Source organism: Afipia sp. Root123D2, from assembly GCF_001425835.1.
Lineage (GTDB): Bacteria > Pseudomonadota > Alphaproteobacteria > Rhizobiales > Xanthobacteraceae > Afipia.
Map to the genome: position 1 here is coordinate 393,624 of NZ_LMDP01000004.1, position 16,038 is coordinate 409,661.

A 16,038-nucleotide genomic window follows, 5' to 3' on the forward strand; every position below is an offset into this window, starting at 1 on the left:
TCTTTCCGCACCCCGTCCAGAAGGATGAGATGCCCTTCCGAATCGAAGGCGATTTGAATCCAGATTCGGCGCCCTGTCGAGAGTCAACGAATCGTTAATGCGAAATAAATGTTGTCCCAAGAAGAATTCTGACTCGATCACGCGACAATTTGAGTCCGAAACGCGAACGCGCTGCGTCGTCGCGCTTTGTGGCGATACAAAATATAGAAACGCATCGCGCCGGCGCTGCATCGTCTCTGCGTCGCGATCCCGGCGGTGCACGCTTCTCGGCCGGCGTCGCTCGCGAGAACACTTGCCGAAGCCTGAAAGCCTACCTAATCAGGAGGCAGGCAAACGCTGCGGGAGAAAACAAAAATGGATCGGCTGAAGGGAAAGACCGCCATCGTCGTTGGCGCGGGTTCGATCGGGCCGGGCTGGGGCAACGGCAAGGCCACTGCAGTCACGTTCGCGCGCGAGGGCGCGCAAGTGTTCTGCGTCGACCGCAACGTCAAGGCCGCCGAGGAGACTGCTAAAATCATCGCCGGCGAGGGCGGCAAGGCGGAAGCTTTCGCGGCCGATGCGGCGAAGGAAAGCGATATTCAGGCGATGGTGGCGGCGTGCCTCAAGGCGTTCGGGCGCATCGATATCCTGGACAACAATGTCGGCATCGCCGAGGTCGGCAGCGTCGTCGAGGTGGAGGAAGCCGACTGGGACCGCGTCTTCGCGATCAACCTGAAAAGTGCCTATCTCGCGATGAAGCACGTCATCCCGGTGATGGTGAAGCAGGGTGGCGGCTCGATCGTGAATATTTCTTCGATTGCATCGATCCGGCATCTCGGCGTGTCCTACATAACCTACGCAACCACCAAGGCGGCGATGAACCAGATGACGCGCTCCACTGCGGTTCAGTATGCGCCGCAGAACGTCCGGGTGAACGCGGTACTGCCGGGATTGATGAAGACGCCGATGGTCGAGCATTCGGCCGGGCTGGCGGCGAGCTATGCCAAGGGCGACGTCGAGGCGATGTGGCGGGCGCGTGATGCGCAGGTGCCTATGGGGCACATGGGCGAGGCGTGGGATGTTGCCAACGCCGCACTGTTCCTGGCGTCGGATGAATCGCGCTACGTGACCGGCATCGAACTGGTGGTCGATGGCGGCATCACCCTGAAGGTCAGCTAAAACAGTTTCGCCGAACTGGATCGCTAGCGTTCCGGTTCGGCGTGGCTGATGACCCGCTTGACGGTGGGATAGGCGCGCCGCAGGGCGCGCTCGATCTCGTCGACATTGTTGTGGACGTCGATCACCGTCATCGACGGTGTCGCACGGCAATGGAAATTGACGATCTCGCCAGCTTCGGTGTTACGCACCCGGACGTTATGGATGTCGTGGATCGCGCCATCGCGGGCAGCAAGGTGCGCCAGTTCTTGAGCAATTTCGATGACGCGCCCGGAATCGGCATCGGTGCCGTGCGGCAATTCCGGCTCAAGCGGCTCGATGTGGGTGTCGACCTCGACATCGGAGCCGAATTCACTGCGGATCGCGCTCTCCAGTTCTCGCGTGACTTCATGGGCGTCGACCAACGGCATGTTGGCATCGATCTCAAGGTCGATGCTGACGATCAGTTTGCCGCCGAGGTCATGGACGGTGACATGATGGATCGCTAGACCGCTGTTGCGGGAGATCACCATGATCCGCTCGCGAACGCTTTCATTGTCGCGGGCGACCGGGATGGCGGTGAATGTCAGGTCGGCATCGCCCAGCGCCTTGACCGTCGCATTCTGCGCTTTGCGCTTGATCTCGTCGATGCGATCGATTGGATAGGTGCGGGGGACGTGGACGGCAGCATCGATGAAGTGGGTCGGGCCGACCATGCGGACGCGCAGCCGCTCGATGTCGATCACGCCGTCGACTGACAGGATCGCTCGGTTAGCGATCTCCGCAACGCCTTTAGGGGCTTGATCGAGCAGTGTCTCGATGGTCTCGCGGCCAAGGCGCAAACCGAGCAGGGAGATCAACACCGCTACGGCGATGGCCGCCGCGGCATCGCCCCAGTCGTAACCGAGCCAGATCAGGATCAGGCCGAAAATGACTGCGCTCGAGCCGAGCACGTCGGATGCAAAGTGCAGCGCATCCGCTGCCAGCGCCTGGCTGTTGGTTTCGCGGGCAGTACTGTGCAGCACGCGTGCGCGCCAAACGTTGACGAAGATATCGATGATCAGAACAACGAAAGGAATGGCCGACAGGGTGGGCGGTATCGCGCCTTCCTGCAGCCGGCCGTAAGCCTCCACAACAATGCCGCCGGCAAGGATGTAGAGCAGGGCAATGATGCCGAGCGCCGACAGGCTTTCCAGCTTGCCATGGCCGTAATGATGTTCGGCGTCGGCAGGCTTGTCGGCAACCCCGACCACGATCCAGGTAATAACGGTGGCAATCAGATCGACCGTGCTGTGCAGCGCCTCAGAGATCATCGCCACGCTGCCGATGGCAATGCCGACAGCAAACTTCGCCGCCGCCATGCTGCCGCTGGCGACGATCGAAATGGCAGCAACCTTTCGCTTGGCACTCATGACGGGTCCCGGTTGACCCGCCTCATGTCACGATCAGGGCGTGGGCGTCAATTGATCCGATACTGTCTGCATTGCGTCTCATTCGCAGCAGGCGTCTCGCTCCGTGTAGCCGTCACAATTTCAGTACAATTTTCCCGAAGTGCTTGTTTGTCGACATGTGGTCGACGGCCTGCGCAATGTCGGCGAATGGAAATACCTTGTCGATTGGCAGTTTCAGTTTGCCCGCTTCCAATGCCGGCCAGAGATCGGCCTTGACCTGTGCGAAGATGTCGCGGATTTCCTCGATCGACCGGGTGCGGAACGTCACGCCGATATAGCTGATGCGGCGAGCGGCATGGAGATCGAAGTCGAAGTCGGCGTGGGTGCCGCCGAGGCGGCCGACATTGACGATGCGACCGAGCACCTTGGTCGCCGCGAGGTTCTGGTTGACGAGCTTGCCCGAGACCTGATCGATGATCAGGTCGACGCCCTTGCCGCCGGTTGCTTTCAGAATTTCGTCGACCCATTTTGGATCGCTGGAGTCGATCGCGAGATCGGCGCCGCATTCCTTCAACCGGGCGCGGCGGGCTGCATCGGTCGATGAACCCGCGACAAGTTTCGCGCCTTTGAGCTTCGCGATCTGCATCGCCATCAGGCCGACGCCGGCGCTGGCGCCTTGCACCAGCACGCTCTGTCCGGGGTGAAGGCCACCGATGGTGACCACCGCGTTGTGCATCGTGGTCAGCGCCAGAGTGAGCGTCGCCGCGGTCTCGTAACCCATCGATGCCGGGATCGGAAACACGCGGCCACAATCGGTCACCGCGTATTCGGCATAAGCGCCGCCGCCCGAACCCATCACCCGGTCTCCGATCTTCAAGCCCTTGGCATCCGGTCCGAGCGCCGCGATCTCCCCCGCAAACTCCATTCCGAGCACGGTGCCGGCACCACCCGCCGCGCCATGCACGTGTCCTTTGATCATGCCGAGGTCGGCGCGATTCATGCCGCAGGTGTGAACCTTGACCAGTACCTGCGAGCCCCTTGGCTCGGGCTTCGCAATGTCGGTGATGGCTGCGCCGCTGGCGCCGTAGACATAGGCTTTCATTGGACGTTTCTCTTTGAGTGATGTTCTTGAAATTTATTCCGCGGCCATGCGCCGGCTCGCCATCATGCTGTCGAGTCGCGCCGCAATGATATCCTCTGCCTCGCGAACGATCCGCGCAACCAGTTCGGCGCAGGTCGGAATGTCGTGGATCAAGCCCTGGATCTGGCCGGCCGACCACACGCCTGCTTCCGGGTCGCCATTCTCGTAAACGCCGCGCCCGCGCGCACCCGCCACCAGATCGCGAACCTGATCGAAGGTCGTGCCTTCCTTTTCCAGTTCGACGACCTTGGTGCTGACGCTGTTCTTGGCGACACGCGACGTATTGCGCATGGTGCGGAAGATCAATTCGGTGGCGCGTTCGTCATTGGCGACGATTTGCTCCTTCACCCGCTGATGGATCGGACTTTCCTTGGTGCACATGAATCGCGTGCCCATGTTGATGCCCTCGGCGCCGAGCGCCAGCGCCGCCACCAGGCCGCGACCGTCGCCAAAGCCGCCCGAAGCGATCATCGGGATTTTCACCTTGTCAGCCGCGGCGGGAATGAGGATCAGGCCCGGGGTATCGTCTTCGCCTGGATGACCGGCGCATTCGAAGCCGTCGATCGAGATCGCATCGACACCCATCCGCTCCGCTGACAGCGCGTGACGGACGCTGGTGCATTTGTGCACGACCACAATGCCGTGCTTCTTGAATTCGGTGACATGCTCCTGCGGCTTGTTGCCGGCGGTCTCGACGACCTTGATGCCGCTTTCGATGATCGCCTGCCGGTACTCCGCATAGGGCGGCGGCTTGATCGTCGGCAGGATGGTGAGGTTCACGCCGAACGGCTTGTCGGTCATCTCACGGCAGCGAGCGATTTCCTTGCGCAGGTCTTCCGGGGTCGGTTGCGTCAGCGCTGTGATGAAGCCGAGCGCCCCGGCGTTGGCGACCGCTGCGACCAGTTCCGCGCGCCCGACCCACTGCATCCCGCCCTGAACGATCGGATGTTCGACACCTACCAGTTCGGTGAACCTCGTCTTGATCATCGAGAACCTCTGAACATTTCCGCTTGATTGTTGTCATGGCCGGGTTGTGCTGCCCGACCTTGGCGCCACCTAAGAAGATTGTCGGCCGGGAGTAAATCGCCGTAGGCGAGTGATGCCTATGACGAGGGCGGGGCAGCGCAAAAAGGCCGATTTGAGCCGTTGCGGCAGCTCAAATCTTCTGGTATTTAGTATACCAAGTCGTTTGTATCTCCGAACCCGAGCGCCCGAACGGGCTCAGTGTCGCCAGAACACGCGGTTTCGGCCCAATAGAGCGTCGACCGGGAGGTGCCAGATGAACTTGCACGAATTTCAGGCCAAAGAACTGCTGGCCGGTTACGGATTGCCGTCACCGGGCGGGCGCGTCGCCATTACCCCTCAACAGGCGGAAGCGATTGCCGTCGACCTCGGGCCGTCCGCCATCGTCGTCAAGGCGCAAGTCCATGCCGGCGGCCGGGCGAGGGCCGGCGGCATCCATATCGTCAATTCACCGGTTGAGGCGAAGGCGGCCGCAGCCAAGTTGCTCGGTAAAAAGCTGGTCACGGCGCAGACCGGGCCGGAAGGCCGCATCGTCAAGCGGATCTATGTCGAGGTCGGCGTGCAGAGCGTCCACGAACTGCACCTCGCGCTGCTGGTTGACGGCAAATCCGGCCAGGTGATGCTCATCGGCAGTGCGCGCGGTGGTGATGACATCGAGGAGCGCGCCGCGCGCGGCGAACTGCGCCTCGAAAAGCTCGGCCTCGGCGATGGCAAGACCCGCCAGGCGGACGCAGTCGCTGCATTTGCTCATAACATCCGGATCGACAACCGCCTGATCCCGGCATTCGAGACCATCGTCGATGGCCTGCGCCGAGCGTTCGTCGAACTCGACGCCAGCCTGATCGAGATCAATCCGCTGGCGATCACGCGCGACGGCTTCCAGGCGCTCGACGTCAAGATGGCGCTCGATGACAACGCGCTGTTTCGTCATCCCGAACTCGCGGCGCTGCGAGACGAAGGCGAGATCGATCGCCGTGAGCATGAAGCGCAGAATCATCAGCTCAACTATGTCAGCATGGACGGCGATATCGGGCTCGTCGCCAACGGCGCAGGGCTCGGGCTCGCGACGGTGGACATGGTGTGCCAGGCAAAGGGCCGCCCGGCGAACTTCATGGACATCCGCACCACAGCGACCACACGCGATGTGGCTTATGGCTTCGGCCTGCTGCTCGACAATCCGGCCACCAGGGCCATTCTCGTCAACGTCCATGGCGGCGGCATGCAACCGTGCGACACCATCGCCGAAGGGCTCGGCATCGCGATGCGTCGCACCGGCCGGTCGCTTCCGGTCATCGCGCGGCTTGCCGGCAACAATGCGGAATTCGCGCGGTCGCGCTTTGTGAATTTCGGCTGCCCGATAATCGAATGTCCGGACATGTGGACGGCCGCGACCCGCGCCGTCGAAATCGCGCGCAAGGGAGCTTGAGCCATGGCAATCCTCGTGGACAGAGATACGCGCGTGCTGTGCCAGGGCATGACCGGCTGGGCCGGCACCCATCACACCTCGCGGATGATGGAATACGGCACGTCGGTGGTGGCCGGCGTGACGCCGGGCAAGGGCGGCCGTTCGCATCTCAACCTGCCGGTTTACGACACCGTGGCGAAAGCGGCGGCCGAGACCGGCGCCAACGCCAGCATGATCTTCGTGCCTCCGGCGCAGGCCGCGGGCGCAATGATCGAGGCGATCGAAGCGGAGATTCCATTGATCGTAGCCGTCACTGAACGAGTGCCCGCGCTTGACATGGTGCGTGTGCGTCAGGCGCTCAACGGCTCGCGGACGCGGCTGGTTGGCCCGAATTCGCAGGGTATTCTCGCGCCGGGCGTGTGCATGATCGGCGTGATGGCGACCGGTAGCGCGCGTGAAGGTTCGATCGGCATCGTGTCGCGCTCAGCGTCGCTGACCAGCGAAGTTGTGGCGCAGGTCAGCGCCGAAAAGCTCGGTCAATCGACCACGGTGGGCGTCGGCGGCGATCCGATCCACGGCATCGGCATGGTGGACTGCCTCGATCTGTTTCTTGCCGACCCCGAAACCGACGGTATCATCCTGATTGGCGAAATCGGGGGCAGCGAAGAGCAGGACGTCGCAGAATACCTGCAGGGCCGAAAGATGACGAAGCCGATCGTTGCGTTCGTCGCCGGCCAGCACGCACCGCCCGAGCGCCGTATGGGCCACGCCGGAACGCTGACGCTGTATGGACGAGGGGACACCAACAGCAAGATCGCCGCGCTGGAAAAGGCCGGTGTACGAATCGCACGCAGTGCCCATCTCGTCGGCGCGACGATGCGACAGGCGCTGATCCCGACGCACTAACTTTCAGTTCCTGCGCGTCAGCGCGCCTCCGATCGAGGCGGTGATCTGATCGGCGGCACGCATCACCAGCGGACCCAGCTCGCTGAGGCGCTGCGGTGTGATCCGCACCGAAGGTCCCGACATCGAGATTGCCGCGATGGTTTCGCCATGCTCGTTGAAAATCGGCGCCGCGACACAGCGCATTCCCAGCGTGCGCTCCTCATCGTCCACTGCCCAGCCGCGTCGCCTGCTTTCGGCAAGCTCTGCCAGCAGCGCCGCAGGATCGATGAGCGTTCTGTCAGTGAAGCGAGGCATCCCTTTCACCGACGCTATCTGCCGCACGCGCTGTTCGGTCATCCCCGACAGCAACGCCTTGCCGACACCGGAAGCGTGCATCACGCTGCGCGAGCCGGCACGGAAGAAGGCGCGCAGGGTGTTGTGGCTTTCCATTTGCGAGATGAACACGACTTCGCCGCCGTCCTCGATCCCGAGATTCACCGTCTCGCCGGTTTGCTCCATTAACTGGCGCATCGCGTCGCGGCCGATGCCGGCGAGGCGGCGGTTGCGCAGGAACGCTGTCCCGATCTGGAAGGCATCGACCCCGACCTGCCACAACCCGCGCTCGTCATCGTGAACGACGAAACGATGCGCCTCGAGCGTGAACAACAGCCGATGAACAGTGGAGGGGGCGAGGTTGGAGCGCTGCGCGAGATCTGTGAGCGTCAGGCCATCCGCTTCGGCGACGATACGCAACAGCGCGAGACCACGATCCAGCGCCTGGATCGCGCCTGCCTTGCTTTGCGGTTTGAACGATCGCGGACGCCCGCGCTTTCGGCTTTGCTCGATGATGGTCATAAGTGGGTTTCCTCGAGGTCAACAGAATATTTTTCCGATCCATATTCCACTAAAGACGATAGAAAATTCCAAGCATCTGTTATTATTTGAATAATCGCCTAAAATCAGAAATGGAAAAATATTCTGGAATAAATTGACGATCGAGTCAATTTGGCATTTCGTACACCAACCGTTTTGGTAGGGAGGTGCCTATGGCCCGCATGAGAGCAATCGATGCCGCCGTTCTTGTCCTAGAAAAGGAAGGCGTGACGCAGGCGTTCGGCGTTCCGGGCGCGGCGATCAATCCGCTGTATTCGGCGCTCAAGAAGAGCGGCTCGATCGGTCACATCCTCGCTCGCCACGTCGAGGGCGCTTCGCACATGGCCGAAGGTTACACGCGCGCCAAGGCCGGCAACATCGGCGTATGCATCGGCACTTCGGGGCCTGCTGGCACCGACATGATCACCGGGCTTTATTCAGCGATCGCGGATTCGATTCCGATCCTGTGCATCACCGGGCAGGCGCCACGCGCGCGCATGTACAAGGAAGACTTCCAGGCGGTCGATATTGAATCGATCGCGAAGCCCGTCACCAAGTGGGCTGTCACCGTGCGTGAACCGGCGCTGGTGCCGCGCGTGTTTCAGCAGGCCTTTCATGTGATGCGCTCGGGCCGCCCGGGGCCGGTGCTGATCGACCTGCCGATCGATGTGCAAGTCGCTGAAATCGAATTCGACGCCGATACCTACGAGGCCCTGCCGGTCTACAAGCCCGTCGCTAATCGCAAGCAGATCGAGAAGGCCCTTGAGATGCTCAACGCCGCCGAGCAGCCGCTGATTGTCGCAGGCGGCGGCATTATCAATGCCGATGCATCGGACTTGCTGGTCGCCTTCGCCGAAACCGTCAACGTGCCGGTGGTGCCGACGCTGATGGGCTGGGGTGCGATCCCGGACGATCATCCGCTGATGGCCGGCATGGTCGGCCTGCAAACCAGCCACCGTTACGGCAATGCGACGATGCTGGAGTCCGATTTTGTGCTCGGCATCGGCAATCGCTGGGCCAACAGGCACACTGGCTCGATCGAGACCTACACCACGGGCCGCAAGTTCGTGCACGTCGACATCGAGCCGACGCAGATCGGGCGCGTGTTCGATCCCGATCTCGGCATCGTGTCGGACGCGAAGGCCGCGCTCGAACTGTTCGTCACTGTTGCCAGGGAATGGCGCAAGGCGGGCAAGCTGAAGGAGCGCCAGGCATGGCCCGCGGCCTGTCAGGACCGCAAACGCTCGATGCTGCGGAAAAGCCACTTCGACAACATTCCGATCAAGCCGCAGCGCGTTTACGAGGAAATGAGCAAGGCGTTCGGCCGCGACACTTGCTACGTCAGCGTGATCGGCCTGTCGCAGATTGCCGGCGGACAATTTCTCGGCGTGTACAAGCCGCGACACTGGATCAACGCGGGGCAGGCGGGACCGTTGGGTTGGACGCTGCCGGCCGCGCTCGGTGTACGCGCCGCCGATCCGACACGCGAGATCGTCGCACTCTCGGGCGATTATGATTTCCAGTTCCTGATCGAGGAATTGGCGGTGGGCGCGCAGTTCAAGCTGCCCTACATCCACGTCGTCGTGAACAACTCGTATCTGGGTCTCATCCGTCAGGCACAGCGCGGCTTCGACATGGACTATCACGTCCAGCTCTCGTTCGAGAACATCAACGCGCCGGAGATCGGTGCCTACGGCGTCGATCACGTCACGGTTGCTGAGGGCCTCGGCTGCAAGGCGATCCGTGTCACCGATCCGAAGGATGCGCAGGCGGCATTCGCGAGCGCGCGAAAATTGATGGCGGAATTCAGCGTGCCGGTGGTGGTCGAGTTCATTCTCGAGCGCGTCACCAACATCGCGATGGGCACCGAGATCGACAACATCGTCGAGTTCGAGGAGGTGCTTGATCTTCCGCTCGACGACACGCCCGCCACGGCCACTGCGCCGCGCACCTTGCAGCCGGTCTGAAATCGGACCGGTTGAGACAACCAGATACGCGAAAGAGGACGACCGTGCCGCGCTTTGCAGCCAACCTGACGATGCTTTTCAACGAAGTGGATTTTCTCGCCCGCCTCGAGGCCGCCGCGCGTGCCGGGTTTTCCGGTGTCGAGTATCTGTTTCCCTACGCATTTTCAGCCGATGAACTGGCGAAGCAACTCAGGGCTCACAAGCTCACGCAGGTGCTTCATAATCTGCCGGCGGGCAACTGGGACAAGGGCGAGCGTGGCATTGCGATCCTGCCGGATCGCGTCGATGAATTCCGTGCGGGCGTGAAGATCGCGATCGGCTATGCCAAAGCGCTCGACTGCCCGCAGGTGAATTGTCTGGCTGGCCTGGTGCCGGATGGAGTGGACGCCAAGGCTCTCAAGGATACGTTCGTCGATAACCTGAAGTTCGCAGCGAGCGCGCTGAAGGCCGAAGGCATCAAACTGTTGATCGAACCGATCAACACCCGCGACATCCCGAAATTCTATCTCACCAATACGGCTCAGGCGGTCGCGCTCATCGATGCGGTTGGATCGGACAATTTGTTTGTCCAATACGATATTTATCACATGCAGATCATGGAGGGCGATCTCGCGCCGACCATTGAGTCAAACCTGCGTCACATCGCTCATATACAGCTTGCCGACACGCCCGGCCGCCACGAGCCGGGCACCGGCGAAATCAACTATCCGTTCCTTTTTCGATATCTCGACAAGATCGGATACGACGGCTGGATCGGCTGCGAATACAAGCCTGAAAAAACCACATCCGACGGTCTCGGGTGGTTTGCACCCTATGCCACTCCTGTGAAATAGGTACGTGGCAACTCAAAAACATAGGGAGAAACCCGTGGCAAATATCGGATTTATTGGTTTGGGCATCATGGGCGCGCCAATGGCGGGCCACCTGATTGCGGGCGGCAACAAGGTTTTCACCTCGGCCCATCGCAAGCCCGCGCCGTCGGAGCTCGTGTCCAAGGGGCTGGAGTCGAAAGGCTCGCCCAAGGAAGTCGCCGAGGCTGCCGACATCGTTATCATCATGGTGCCGGATACGCCGCAGGTCGAGGAAGTGCTGTTTGCGGACGATGGCGTGGCGAAAGGCCTGTCGAAAGGCAAGATCGTCATCGACATGAGTTCGATCTCGCCGATCGCAACCAAGGAGTTCGCGGCGAAGATCAACAAGCTCGGTTGCGAGTATCTCGATGCACCGGTGTCCGGCGGCCAAGTCGGCGCCAAGGCGGCAAGCCTCACCATCATGGTCGGCGGATCGGATGCGACCTTCAACAAGGTCAAGCCGGTGTTCGATTTGATGGGCAAGAACGTGACGCTGGTCGGCGGCAACGGCGACGGCCAGACCACCAAGGTTGCCAACCAGATCATCGTGGCGCTGACCATCGAGGCGGTGGCGGAAGGCTTGCTGTTCGCATCCAAGGCGGGCGCCGATCCGGTCAAGGTGCGGCAGGCGTTGATGGGCGGCCTTGCCACCTCGCGGATTCTCGAACTGCACGGCGAGCGCATGATCAAGCGCACGTTCAATCCGGGTTTCCGGATCGAACTGCATCAGAAGGACCTCAATCTCGCACTGCAGGGCGCGAAATCGCTCGGCGTATCGCTGCCGAATACCGCGACAGCACAGGAATTGTTCAACGCTTGCGCCGCCAATGGCGGCAAGGCGTGGGACCATTCCGGCATGGTGCGTGCGCTTGAACTGATGGCCAATCACCAGGTTGCGCCAGATCCGAGTTGAACAACCGGCCGCCGTCCGGATCAATTGATCCGGGCGGCGGCCACTTTGCTTGAGGGGACCAGATGAAGGTTTGTATCTTCGGCGCCGGCGCGATCGGCGGTTACATGGCAGTTCTGCTCAAGCAGGGTGGTGTTGACGTCTCGCTGGTGGCGCGCGGCGCGCATCTTGCAGCGATCCGGAAGCATGGGCTCAAGCTCCTGATCGGCGACCAGGAACGGGTGGCGGAAATGCCGGCGTCGAGTGACCCGAAGGACCTCGGACCACAGGATTACGTCATCGTCGCATTGAAGGCTCATCAGGCGTGGGAATCCGCCGAGCAGATGAAGCCGCTGCTAGGGCCGAACACGGCGGTGGTCACGGCCCAGAACGGCGTCCCGTGGTGGTATTTCTACGGCCTCGACGACGAGTTTGCGTCGCTCCGCCTGCAGAGCGTCGATCCGGACAACCGGCAGTGGAACGCGATCGGCCCGGAGCGGGTGATCGGCGCGACCGTCTATCCGGCAACCGAAATCATCGAACCCGGCGTGATCAAGCATATCTATGGCGACACGTTCGGTCTCGGTGAGCCGAACCGCAAACCGAGCGATCGTCTGGCCCAGTTCGCGGATGCGCTCACCAGGGGCGGGCTCAAGCCGCGTCTATACGACGACATCCGCGATGACATCTGGATCAAGCTGTGGGGCAACCTCTGCTTCAATCCGTTGTCGGCGCTGACCCATGCGACGCTCGATGTGATCGCAACCGATTCGGGCACCCGCGAAGTGGCGCGCAACATGATGGTCGAGGCGCAAAAGATAGGTGAACATTTCGGCGCGCGTTTCCGCGTCGATGTCGAGCGCCGCATCAACGGCGCAGCCGGCGTCGGCGCGCATCGCACTTCGATGCTGCAGGATCTTGACAAGGGGCGGCCGCTGGAGGTCGATGCGCTGCTTACTGCGGTGCAGGAGATGGGCAGGCTCGCGCATGTCAACACGCCTTATATCGACAGCGTATTGGCACTGGTGCAGCAGATGGCGCGGGTGAAGGGCGTGTATCCGACATTCCCAGAAGCCGCGCCGTTGCTGGAGATCGAGGCCAGGGCGTCGTAAGATGTCCTGAAGGCGCATCGCAGGGCCTTCGCGCTGCCCGCAGGCGGTGTGTTTCAGCAATCCCTCGAGTGAAGAAGGGCAGGATCATGAGTCGCAATCGGCGCGCGAAAATCGTTGCAACGCTGGGGCCGTCCAGTTCGTCCCCTGAAATGATCCGGCAGCTCTATGATGCCGGCGTCGACATGTTCCGGCTGAATTTCAGCCACGGCAGCCATGACGACCATCGTGCTCGTTATGATGCCATTCGTGCCGTGGAGCGCGATGTCGGCGCGCCGATCGCCGTTCTTCAGGATCTGCAGGGACCCAAGATTCGTCTTGGCGCACTGGAGGGTGGCAAGCAAACGCTTGCGACCGGGGACACCGTCAAATTCGTGCTGGCGTCGACCTCGCCCGACGGAAAAACCCTGCCGCTTCCGCACAAGGAGGTGTTCGAGGCGATCATGCCCGGCCAGCAGCTTCTCATTGACGATGGCAAGGTCCGGCTGTCGGTGAGCGGATTAGGCGATCACACGATCGAGGCAAAGGTCATCGCCGGGGGGGTGGTCAGCGATCGCAAGGGCGTCAATCTGCCGGACACGTTGCTGGCGCTGTCGCCAATCACAGAAAAGGATCGACGCGATCTCCAGTTCGGTCTCGCACTTGGAGTGGACTGGGTTGCGTTCTCGTTCGTGCAGCGCGCCTCGGATATCATCGAAGCACACCAGCTTGTCGGCGGACGGGCAGGTGTAATGGCGAAGATCGAGAAGCCGGCGGCTTTGTCTGGGATTGCGGATATCGTGTCGCTGTCGGATTCGATCATGGTTGCGCGCGGCGATCTCGGCGTCGAGATTCCGCCGGAAGACGTTCCAGGCGCGCAGAAGGATCTGGTCAGGCTGTGCCGCCTGGCAGGCAAGCCCGTCATCATCGCCACCCAGATGCTGGAATCGATGATCTTAACGCCAACGCCGACCCGCGCCGAGGCATCCGACGTCGCCACTGCAATCTACGACGGTGCGGACGCGGTGATGCTGTCGGCTGAATCCGCGTCGGGGCAGTATCCGGTCGAAGCGGTCGCGACGATGGATCGCATTATCGCGCGGACTGAGCGCCACAAGGATTATGCGCAGATCATCGCTGCGCTGCATCCGGAAACTGATCCGCTGCCACAGCATGCGATTTCAGCCGCCGCGGCGACTGTCGCCAGTGACATCGGTGCGGCCTGCATCGTCGCGTTCACGTTCAGCGGCACCACGGCTTGCCGCATTGCCCGACAGCGATCGCGTACGCCGATCCTCAGCGTTACGCCGCATGAATCGATCGCGCGGCGGCTCGTACTGGTTTGGGGTTCGCGCAGCATCCACTCCGATGACATCGCGACCTATGATGAGATGGTCGAGCAGGCGGTGCATCACGCGCGTGAGAGCGGCTTGGCCCAGCCCGGTGAAAACATCGTTGTCGTCGCAGGCGTCCCGTTCGGGATGTCGGGCTCAACCAATAATTTGCGCGTCGTCACTGTCTGAGCGGTTCGACCCGGATTTTTTCATGAGAGGACCTATGGCTCACTGGATGCGATACAGCGCGCATGGCGTCACCGGATTCGGGGCGCTCGACGGCGATACCGTCAGCGAATATTCCGGCGACATGTTCGATGCGCCGAAAGCCACCGGTCGCAAGCTGGCGCTTTCAGATGTTCAGGTATTGCCGCCGTCGGAACCAACGAAGGTGATCGCGCTATGGAATAATTTCCACGCGCTAGCTGCCAAGCTCAATGTCGCGGAGCCGCCGGATCCGCTGTATCTGATGAAAGCCAACACCAGCATCACCGCCCCCGGTGCGACGATCCCACGGCCGGCGTCCTATTCCGGCAAGGTTGTCTATGAGGGCGAACTGGGCATTGTCGTCGGCAAGCGCTGTACCAACGGCTCGGAGCAGGAAGCTGCGAACGCTGTCTTCGGCTACACCTGTGTCAACGACGTGACTGCGGCGGACATCATCTCGAAAGATCCAACCTTTGCGCAATGGGTCCGCGCCAAGAGCTTCGATGGCTTCGGCCCGTTCGGGCCGGTGATCGCGACCGGGCTGGATTCCTCGAAGCTCGTGGTGCGCACGATCTTGAACGGGCAGGAGCGGCAGAACTATCCGATCGCCGATATGATTTTCTCAAGCGCGCAACTCGTCAGCCGCATCTCGCATGATATGACGCTGTTGCCGGGCGATCTGATCTGCTGCGGCACGTCATTGGGTGTCGGCACGATGAAGGATGCATCGAATGCCATCGAAGTCGTGATCGATGGCATTGGTACGCTGCGCAATCAATTCACGCAATAGAACTCAGCAGGCAGCGAGGAGGGCGCGGCGCGTGTTACTCGAGGATGCCTTCGCTGTGGGCCTCGACGTATGCCGCAAGGCCGAGCGTGTGATCGCGCGATAGTTTCATCGCGCGTTCGGTGTCGCGCTTTTCGATCGCATCGATGATCGCGAGATGATCGATCATCGAGCGCGTGGCGCGATCGTCGCGGCCGATGGTGATCTGACGGATGCCGCGGACGTGCAGCAGAATCTGCTCGGTCATGTCGACCAGCACCTGCGAGCCGGAGAGTTTCACGATCGTCTGGTGAAACTGGAGATTGGCGGATGAATATTCGCTGAGGTGGTCGGAAGGCTTGTGACCTTCGTTGAACCCTTGAAACAGCGTGCGCAGACCCGCGATGTCGGCGTCGCTGGCGTTCAGCGTCGCCAGCCGCGCGGCCATGCTCTCGAGCGCGGCCCACGCCTGAATCATGTCGATCACTTCGCGCTTGGTTTTCTTGAGAACCATCACGCCCTTGCGCGGAACCGATTTCACCAGTCCTTCGTGCTCGAGCATCACGATCGCTTCGCGCACCGGTGTGCGGCTGACGCCGAGCTGCTCGGACAACTGACGCTCGTCGATCCAGGTCGGCTCGGGGGAGGCGTAGATTTCCATGCCGAGGATTGCCTGCTTCAGCGCCTCGTAAGCCCGGGTCTTGAAAGTCTGCTCGGGAGCAAATCGTTCAACGACAAGTTCGGGGCTGGCTTTGGTGGCTGCGGCCCGTTGGGTACGTGGTTTCACGGGGCAATCTCTCTTTCTGGTCAATGCGGCGCGATTCAACTGCAATCTTGTATCAGTTATTTGATCCACCACAGCCCAGAAGTCGAGGGCGGATAACGTCGCCGCCGATGAAATAATGGGCCCCCGGGGCCAACTAAGACCCTGGAAAATCTCGCCTTTTAAGCCGTTCGCCGTTCGGCGTGGCCGCCCTTTAGAATGTCGACAAGAGTTGTGCCGAGTCTTGCGGGGGACGGGGAGACGATGATGCCGGCGGCTTCCATGGCGGTGATCTTGGACTCGGCGTCGCCCTTTCCGCCG

At 61.6% G+C, this 16,038-nt stretch carries 14 protein-coding genes and 1 pseudogene; 9 read left to right on the forward strand and 6 right to left on the reverse strand.

The genetic code is table 11. The features are described 5' to 3' along the window. The first annotated feature begins 354 nt into the window (after positions 1 to 354). The gene (locus ASC80_RS21400; protein WP_056301721.1) at positions 355 to 1,158 is read left to right on the forward strand and encodes an SDR family NAD(P)-dependent oxidoreductase; all 804 of its coding nucleotides are present in this window, start codon (positions 355 to 357) and stop codon (positions 1,156 to 1,158) included. Between the two features lie 23 nt (positions 1,159 to 1,181). On the opposite strand, the gene ASC80_RS21405 is transcribed toward ASC80_RS21400, so the two are convergent. From ASC80_RS21405 to ASC80_RS21415, 3 genes are all read right to left on the reverse strand, one after another. Next, positions 1,182 to 2,546 carry a cation diffusion facilitator family transporter gene (locus tag ASC80_RS21405; protein ID WP_056301722.1) on the reverse strand — a complete coding sequence of 455 codons (1,365 nt, stop codon included), beginning with the start codon at positions 2,544 to 2,546 and terminating at the stop codon, positions 1,182 to 1,184. 112 nt (positions 2,547 to 2,658) lie between these two features. Beyond that, positions 2,659 to 3,627, reverse strand: a complete 969-nt coding sequence (locus ASC80_RS21410; protein WP_056301724.1) for a zinc-binding dehydrogenase — start codon at positions 3,625 to 3,627, stop codon at positions 2,659 to 2,661. 33 nt (positions 3,628 to 3,660) lie between these two features. After that, positions 3,661 to 4,653 carry an NAD(P)H-dependent flavin oxidoreductase gene (locus ASC80_RS21415; protein ID WP_056301726.1) on the reverse strand — a complete coding sequence of 331 codons (993 nt, stop codon included), beginning with the start codon at positions 4,651 to 4,653 and terminating at the stop codon, positions 3,661 to 3,663. Positions 4,654 to 4,945: 292 nt separating this feature from the next. On the opposite strand from ASC80_RS21415, the gene sucC reads away from it, so the two are divergent. Continuing rightward, entirely contained in the window at positions 4,946 to 6,115 is a 1,170-nt protein-coding gene (gene sucC / locus ASC80_RS21420; protein ID WP_056301727.1) for an ADP-forming succinate--CoA ligase subunit beta, read from the forward strand. A gap of 3 nt (positions 6,116 to 6,118) precedes the next feature. Next, complete coding sequence (gene sucD, locus ASC80_RS21425; protein ID WP_056301729.1) at positions 6,119 to 7,000, forward strand: succinate--CoA ligase subunit alpha; 882 nt, start codon at positions 6,119 to 6,121, stop codon at positions 6,998 to 7,000. A gap of 3 nt (positions 7,001 to 7,003) precedes the next feature. Here the strand turns inward: sucD and bhcR are convergent, their stop codons facing one another. After that, a complete protein-coding gene (bhcR, locus tag ASC80_RS21430; RefSeq protein ID WP_056301732.1) occupies positions 7,004 to 7,834 on the reverse strand; it encodes an HTH-type transcriptional regulator BhcR in 831 nt (276 codons plus the stop codon). A 191-nt stretch (positions 7,835 to 8,025) separates the two neighbouring features. Between bhcR and gcl the strand changes: the two genes are divergently transcribed. From gcl to ASC80_RS21460, 6 genes are all read left to right on the forward strand, one after another. Beyond that, on the forward strand, positions 8,026 to 9,819 hold the full coding sequence (gene gcl / locus ASC80_RS21435; protein ID WP_056301734.1) for a glyoxylate carboligase: 1,794 nt from the start codon (positions 8,026 to 8,028) through the stop codon (positions 9,817 to 9,819). Between the two features lie 44 nt (positions 9,820 to 9,863). Beyond that, positions 9,864 to 10,652 carry a hydroxypyruvate isomerase gene (gene hyi, locus ASC80_RS21440; RefSeq protein ID WP_056301735.1) on the forward strand — a complete coding sequence of 263 codons (789 nt, stop codon included), beginning with the start codon at positions 9,864 to 9,866 and terminating at the stop codon, positions 10,650 to 10,652. Between the two features lie 34 nt (positions 10,653 to 10,686). After that, positions 10,687 to 11,583 carry a 2-hydroxy-3-oxopropionate reductase gene (glxR, locus tag ASC80_RS21445; RefSeq protein WP_056301737.1) on the forward strand — a complete coding sequence of 299 codons (897 nt, stop codon included), beginning with the start codon at positions 10,687 to 10,689 and terminating at the stop codon, positions 11,581 to 11,583. Between the two features lie 62 nt (positions 11,584 to 11,645). Further along, positions 11,646 to 12,671, forward strand: a complete 1,026-nt coding sequence (locus ASC80_RS21450) for a 2-dehydropantoate 2-reductase (protein WP_056301738.1) — start codon at positions 11,646 to 11,648, stop codon at positions 12,669 to 12,671. An 86-nt stretch (positions 12,672 to 12,757) separates the two neighbouring features. Then, a complete protein-coding gene (pyk, locus tag ASC80_RS21455; protein WP_056301830.1) occupies positions 12,758 to 14,170 on the forward strand; it encodes a pyruvate kinase in 1,413 nt (470 codons plus the stop codon). A gap of 34 nt (positions 14,171 to 14,204) precedes the next feature. Continuing rightward, positions 14,205 to 14,978 (forward strand): fumarylacetoacetate hydrolase family protein, encoded by a 774-nt coding sequence (locus ASC80_RS21460; protein ID WP_056301740.1) that lies wholly within the window; start codon positions 14,205 to 14,207, stop codon positions 14,976 to 14,978. 34 nt (positions 14,979 to 15,012) lie between these two features. On the opposite strand, the gene ASC80_RS21465 is transcribed toward ASC80_RS21460, so the two are convergent. Both ASC80_RS21465 and ASC80_RS23895 read right to left on the reverse strand, forming a co-directional pair. Next, a complete protein-coding gene (locus ASC80_RS21465; protein ID WP_056301742.1) occupies positions 15,013 to 15,741 on the reverse strand; it encodes a GntR family transcriptional regulator in 729 nt (242 codons plus the stop codon). Between the two features lie 158 nt (positions 15,742 to 15,899). Beyond that, positions 15,900 to 16,038 (reverse strand): annotated as a pseudogene (locus ASC80_RS23895) (succinate--CoA ligase subunit alpha); the annotation flags it as partial.

Excerpts from the sequence above, each read along its gene's own strand:
- pyk (WP_056301830.1), top strand. The coding sequence starts at position 12,758 with ATGAGTCGCAATCGGCGCGCGAAAATCGTTGCAACGCTGGGGCCGTCC.
- ASC80_RS21405 (WP_056301722.1), bottom strand. The coding sequence starts at position 2,546 with ATGAGTGCCAAGCGAAAGGTTGCTGCCATTTCGATCGTCGCCAGCGGC.
- bhcR (WP_056301732.1), bottom strand. The coding sequence starts at position 7,834 with ATGACCATCATCGAGCAAAGCCGAAAGCGCGGGCGTCCGCGATCGTTC.
- ASC80_RS21410 (WP_056301724.1), bottom strand. The coding sequence starts at position 3,627 with ATGAAAGCCTATGTCTACGGCGCCAGCGGCGCAGCCATCACCGACATT.
- ASC80_RS21460 (WP_056301740.1), top strand. The coding sequence starts at position 14,205 with ATGGCTCACTGGATGCGATACAGCGCGCATGGCGTCACCGGATTCGGG.
- ASC80_RS21415 (WP_056301726.1), bottom strand. The coding sequence starts at position 4,653 with ATGATCAAGACGAGGTTCACCGAACTGGTAGGTGTCGAACATCCGATC.
- sucC (WP_056301727.1), top strand. The coding sequence starts at position 4,946 with ATGAACTTGCACGAATTTCAGGCCAAAGAACTGCTGGCCGGTTACGGA.
- sucD (WP_056301729.1), top strand. The coding sequence starts at position 6,119 with ATGGCAATCCTCGTGGACAGAGATACGCGCGTGCTGTGCCAGGGCATG.
- ASC80_RS21400 (WP_056301721.1), top strand. The coding sequence starts at position 355 with ATGGATCGGCTGAAGGGAAAGACCGCCATCGTCGTTGGCGCGGGTTCG.
- gcl (WP_056301734.1), top strand. The coding sequence starts at position 8,026 with ATGGCCCGCATGAGAGCAATCGATGCCGCCGTTCTTGTCCTAGAAAAG.
- ASC80_RS21450 (WP_056301738.1), top strand. The coding sequence starts at position 11,646 with ATGAAGGTTTGTATCTTCGGCGCCGGCGCGATCGGCGGTTACATGGCA.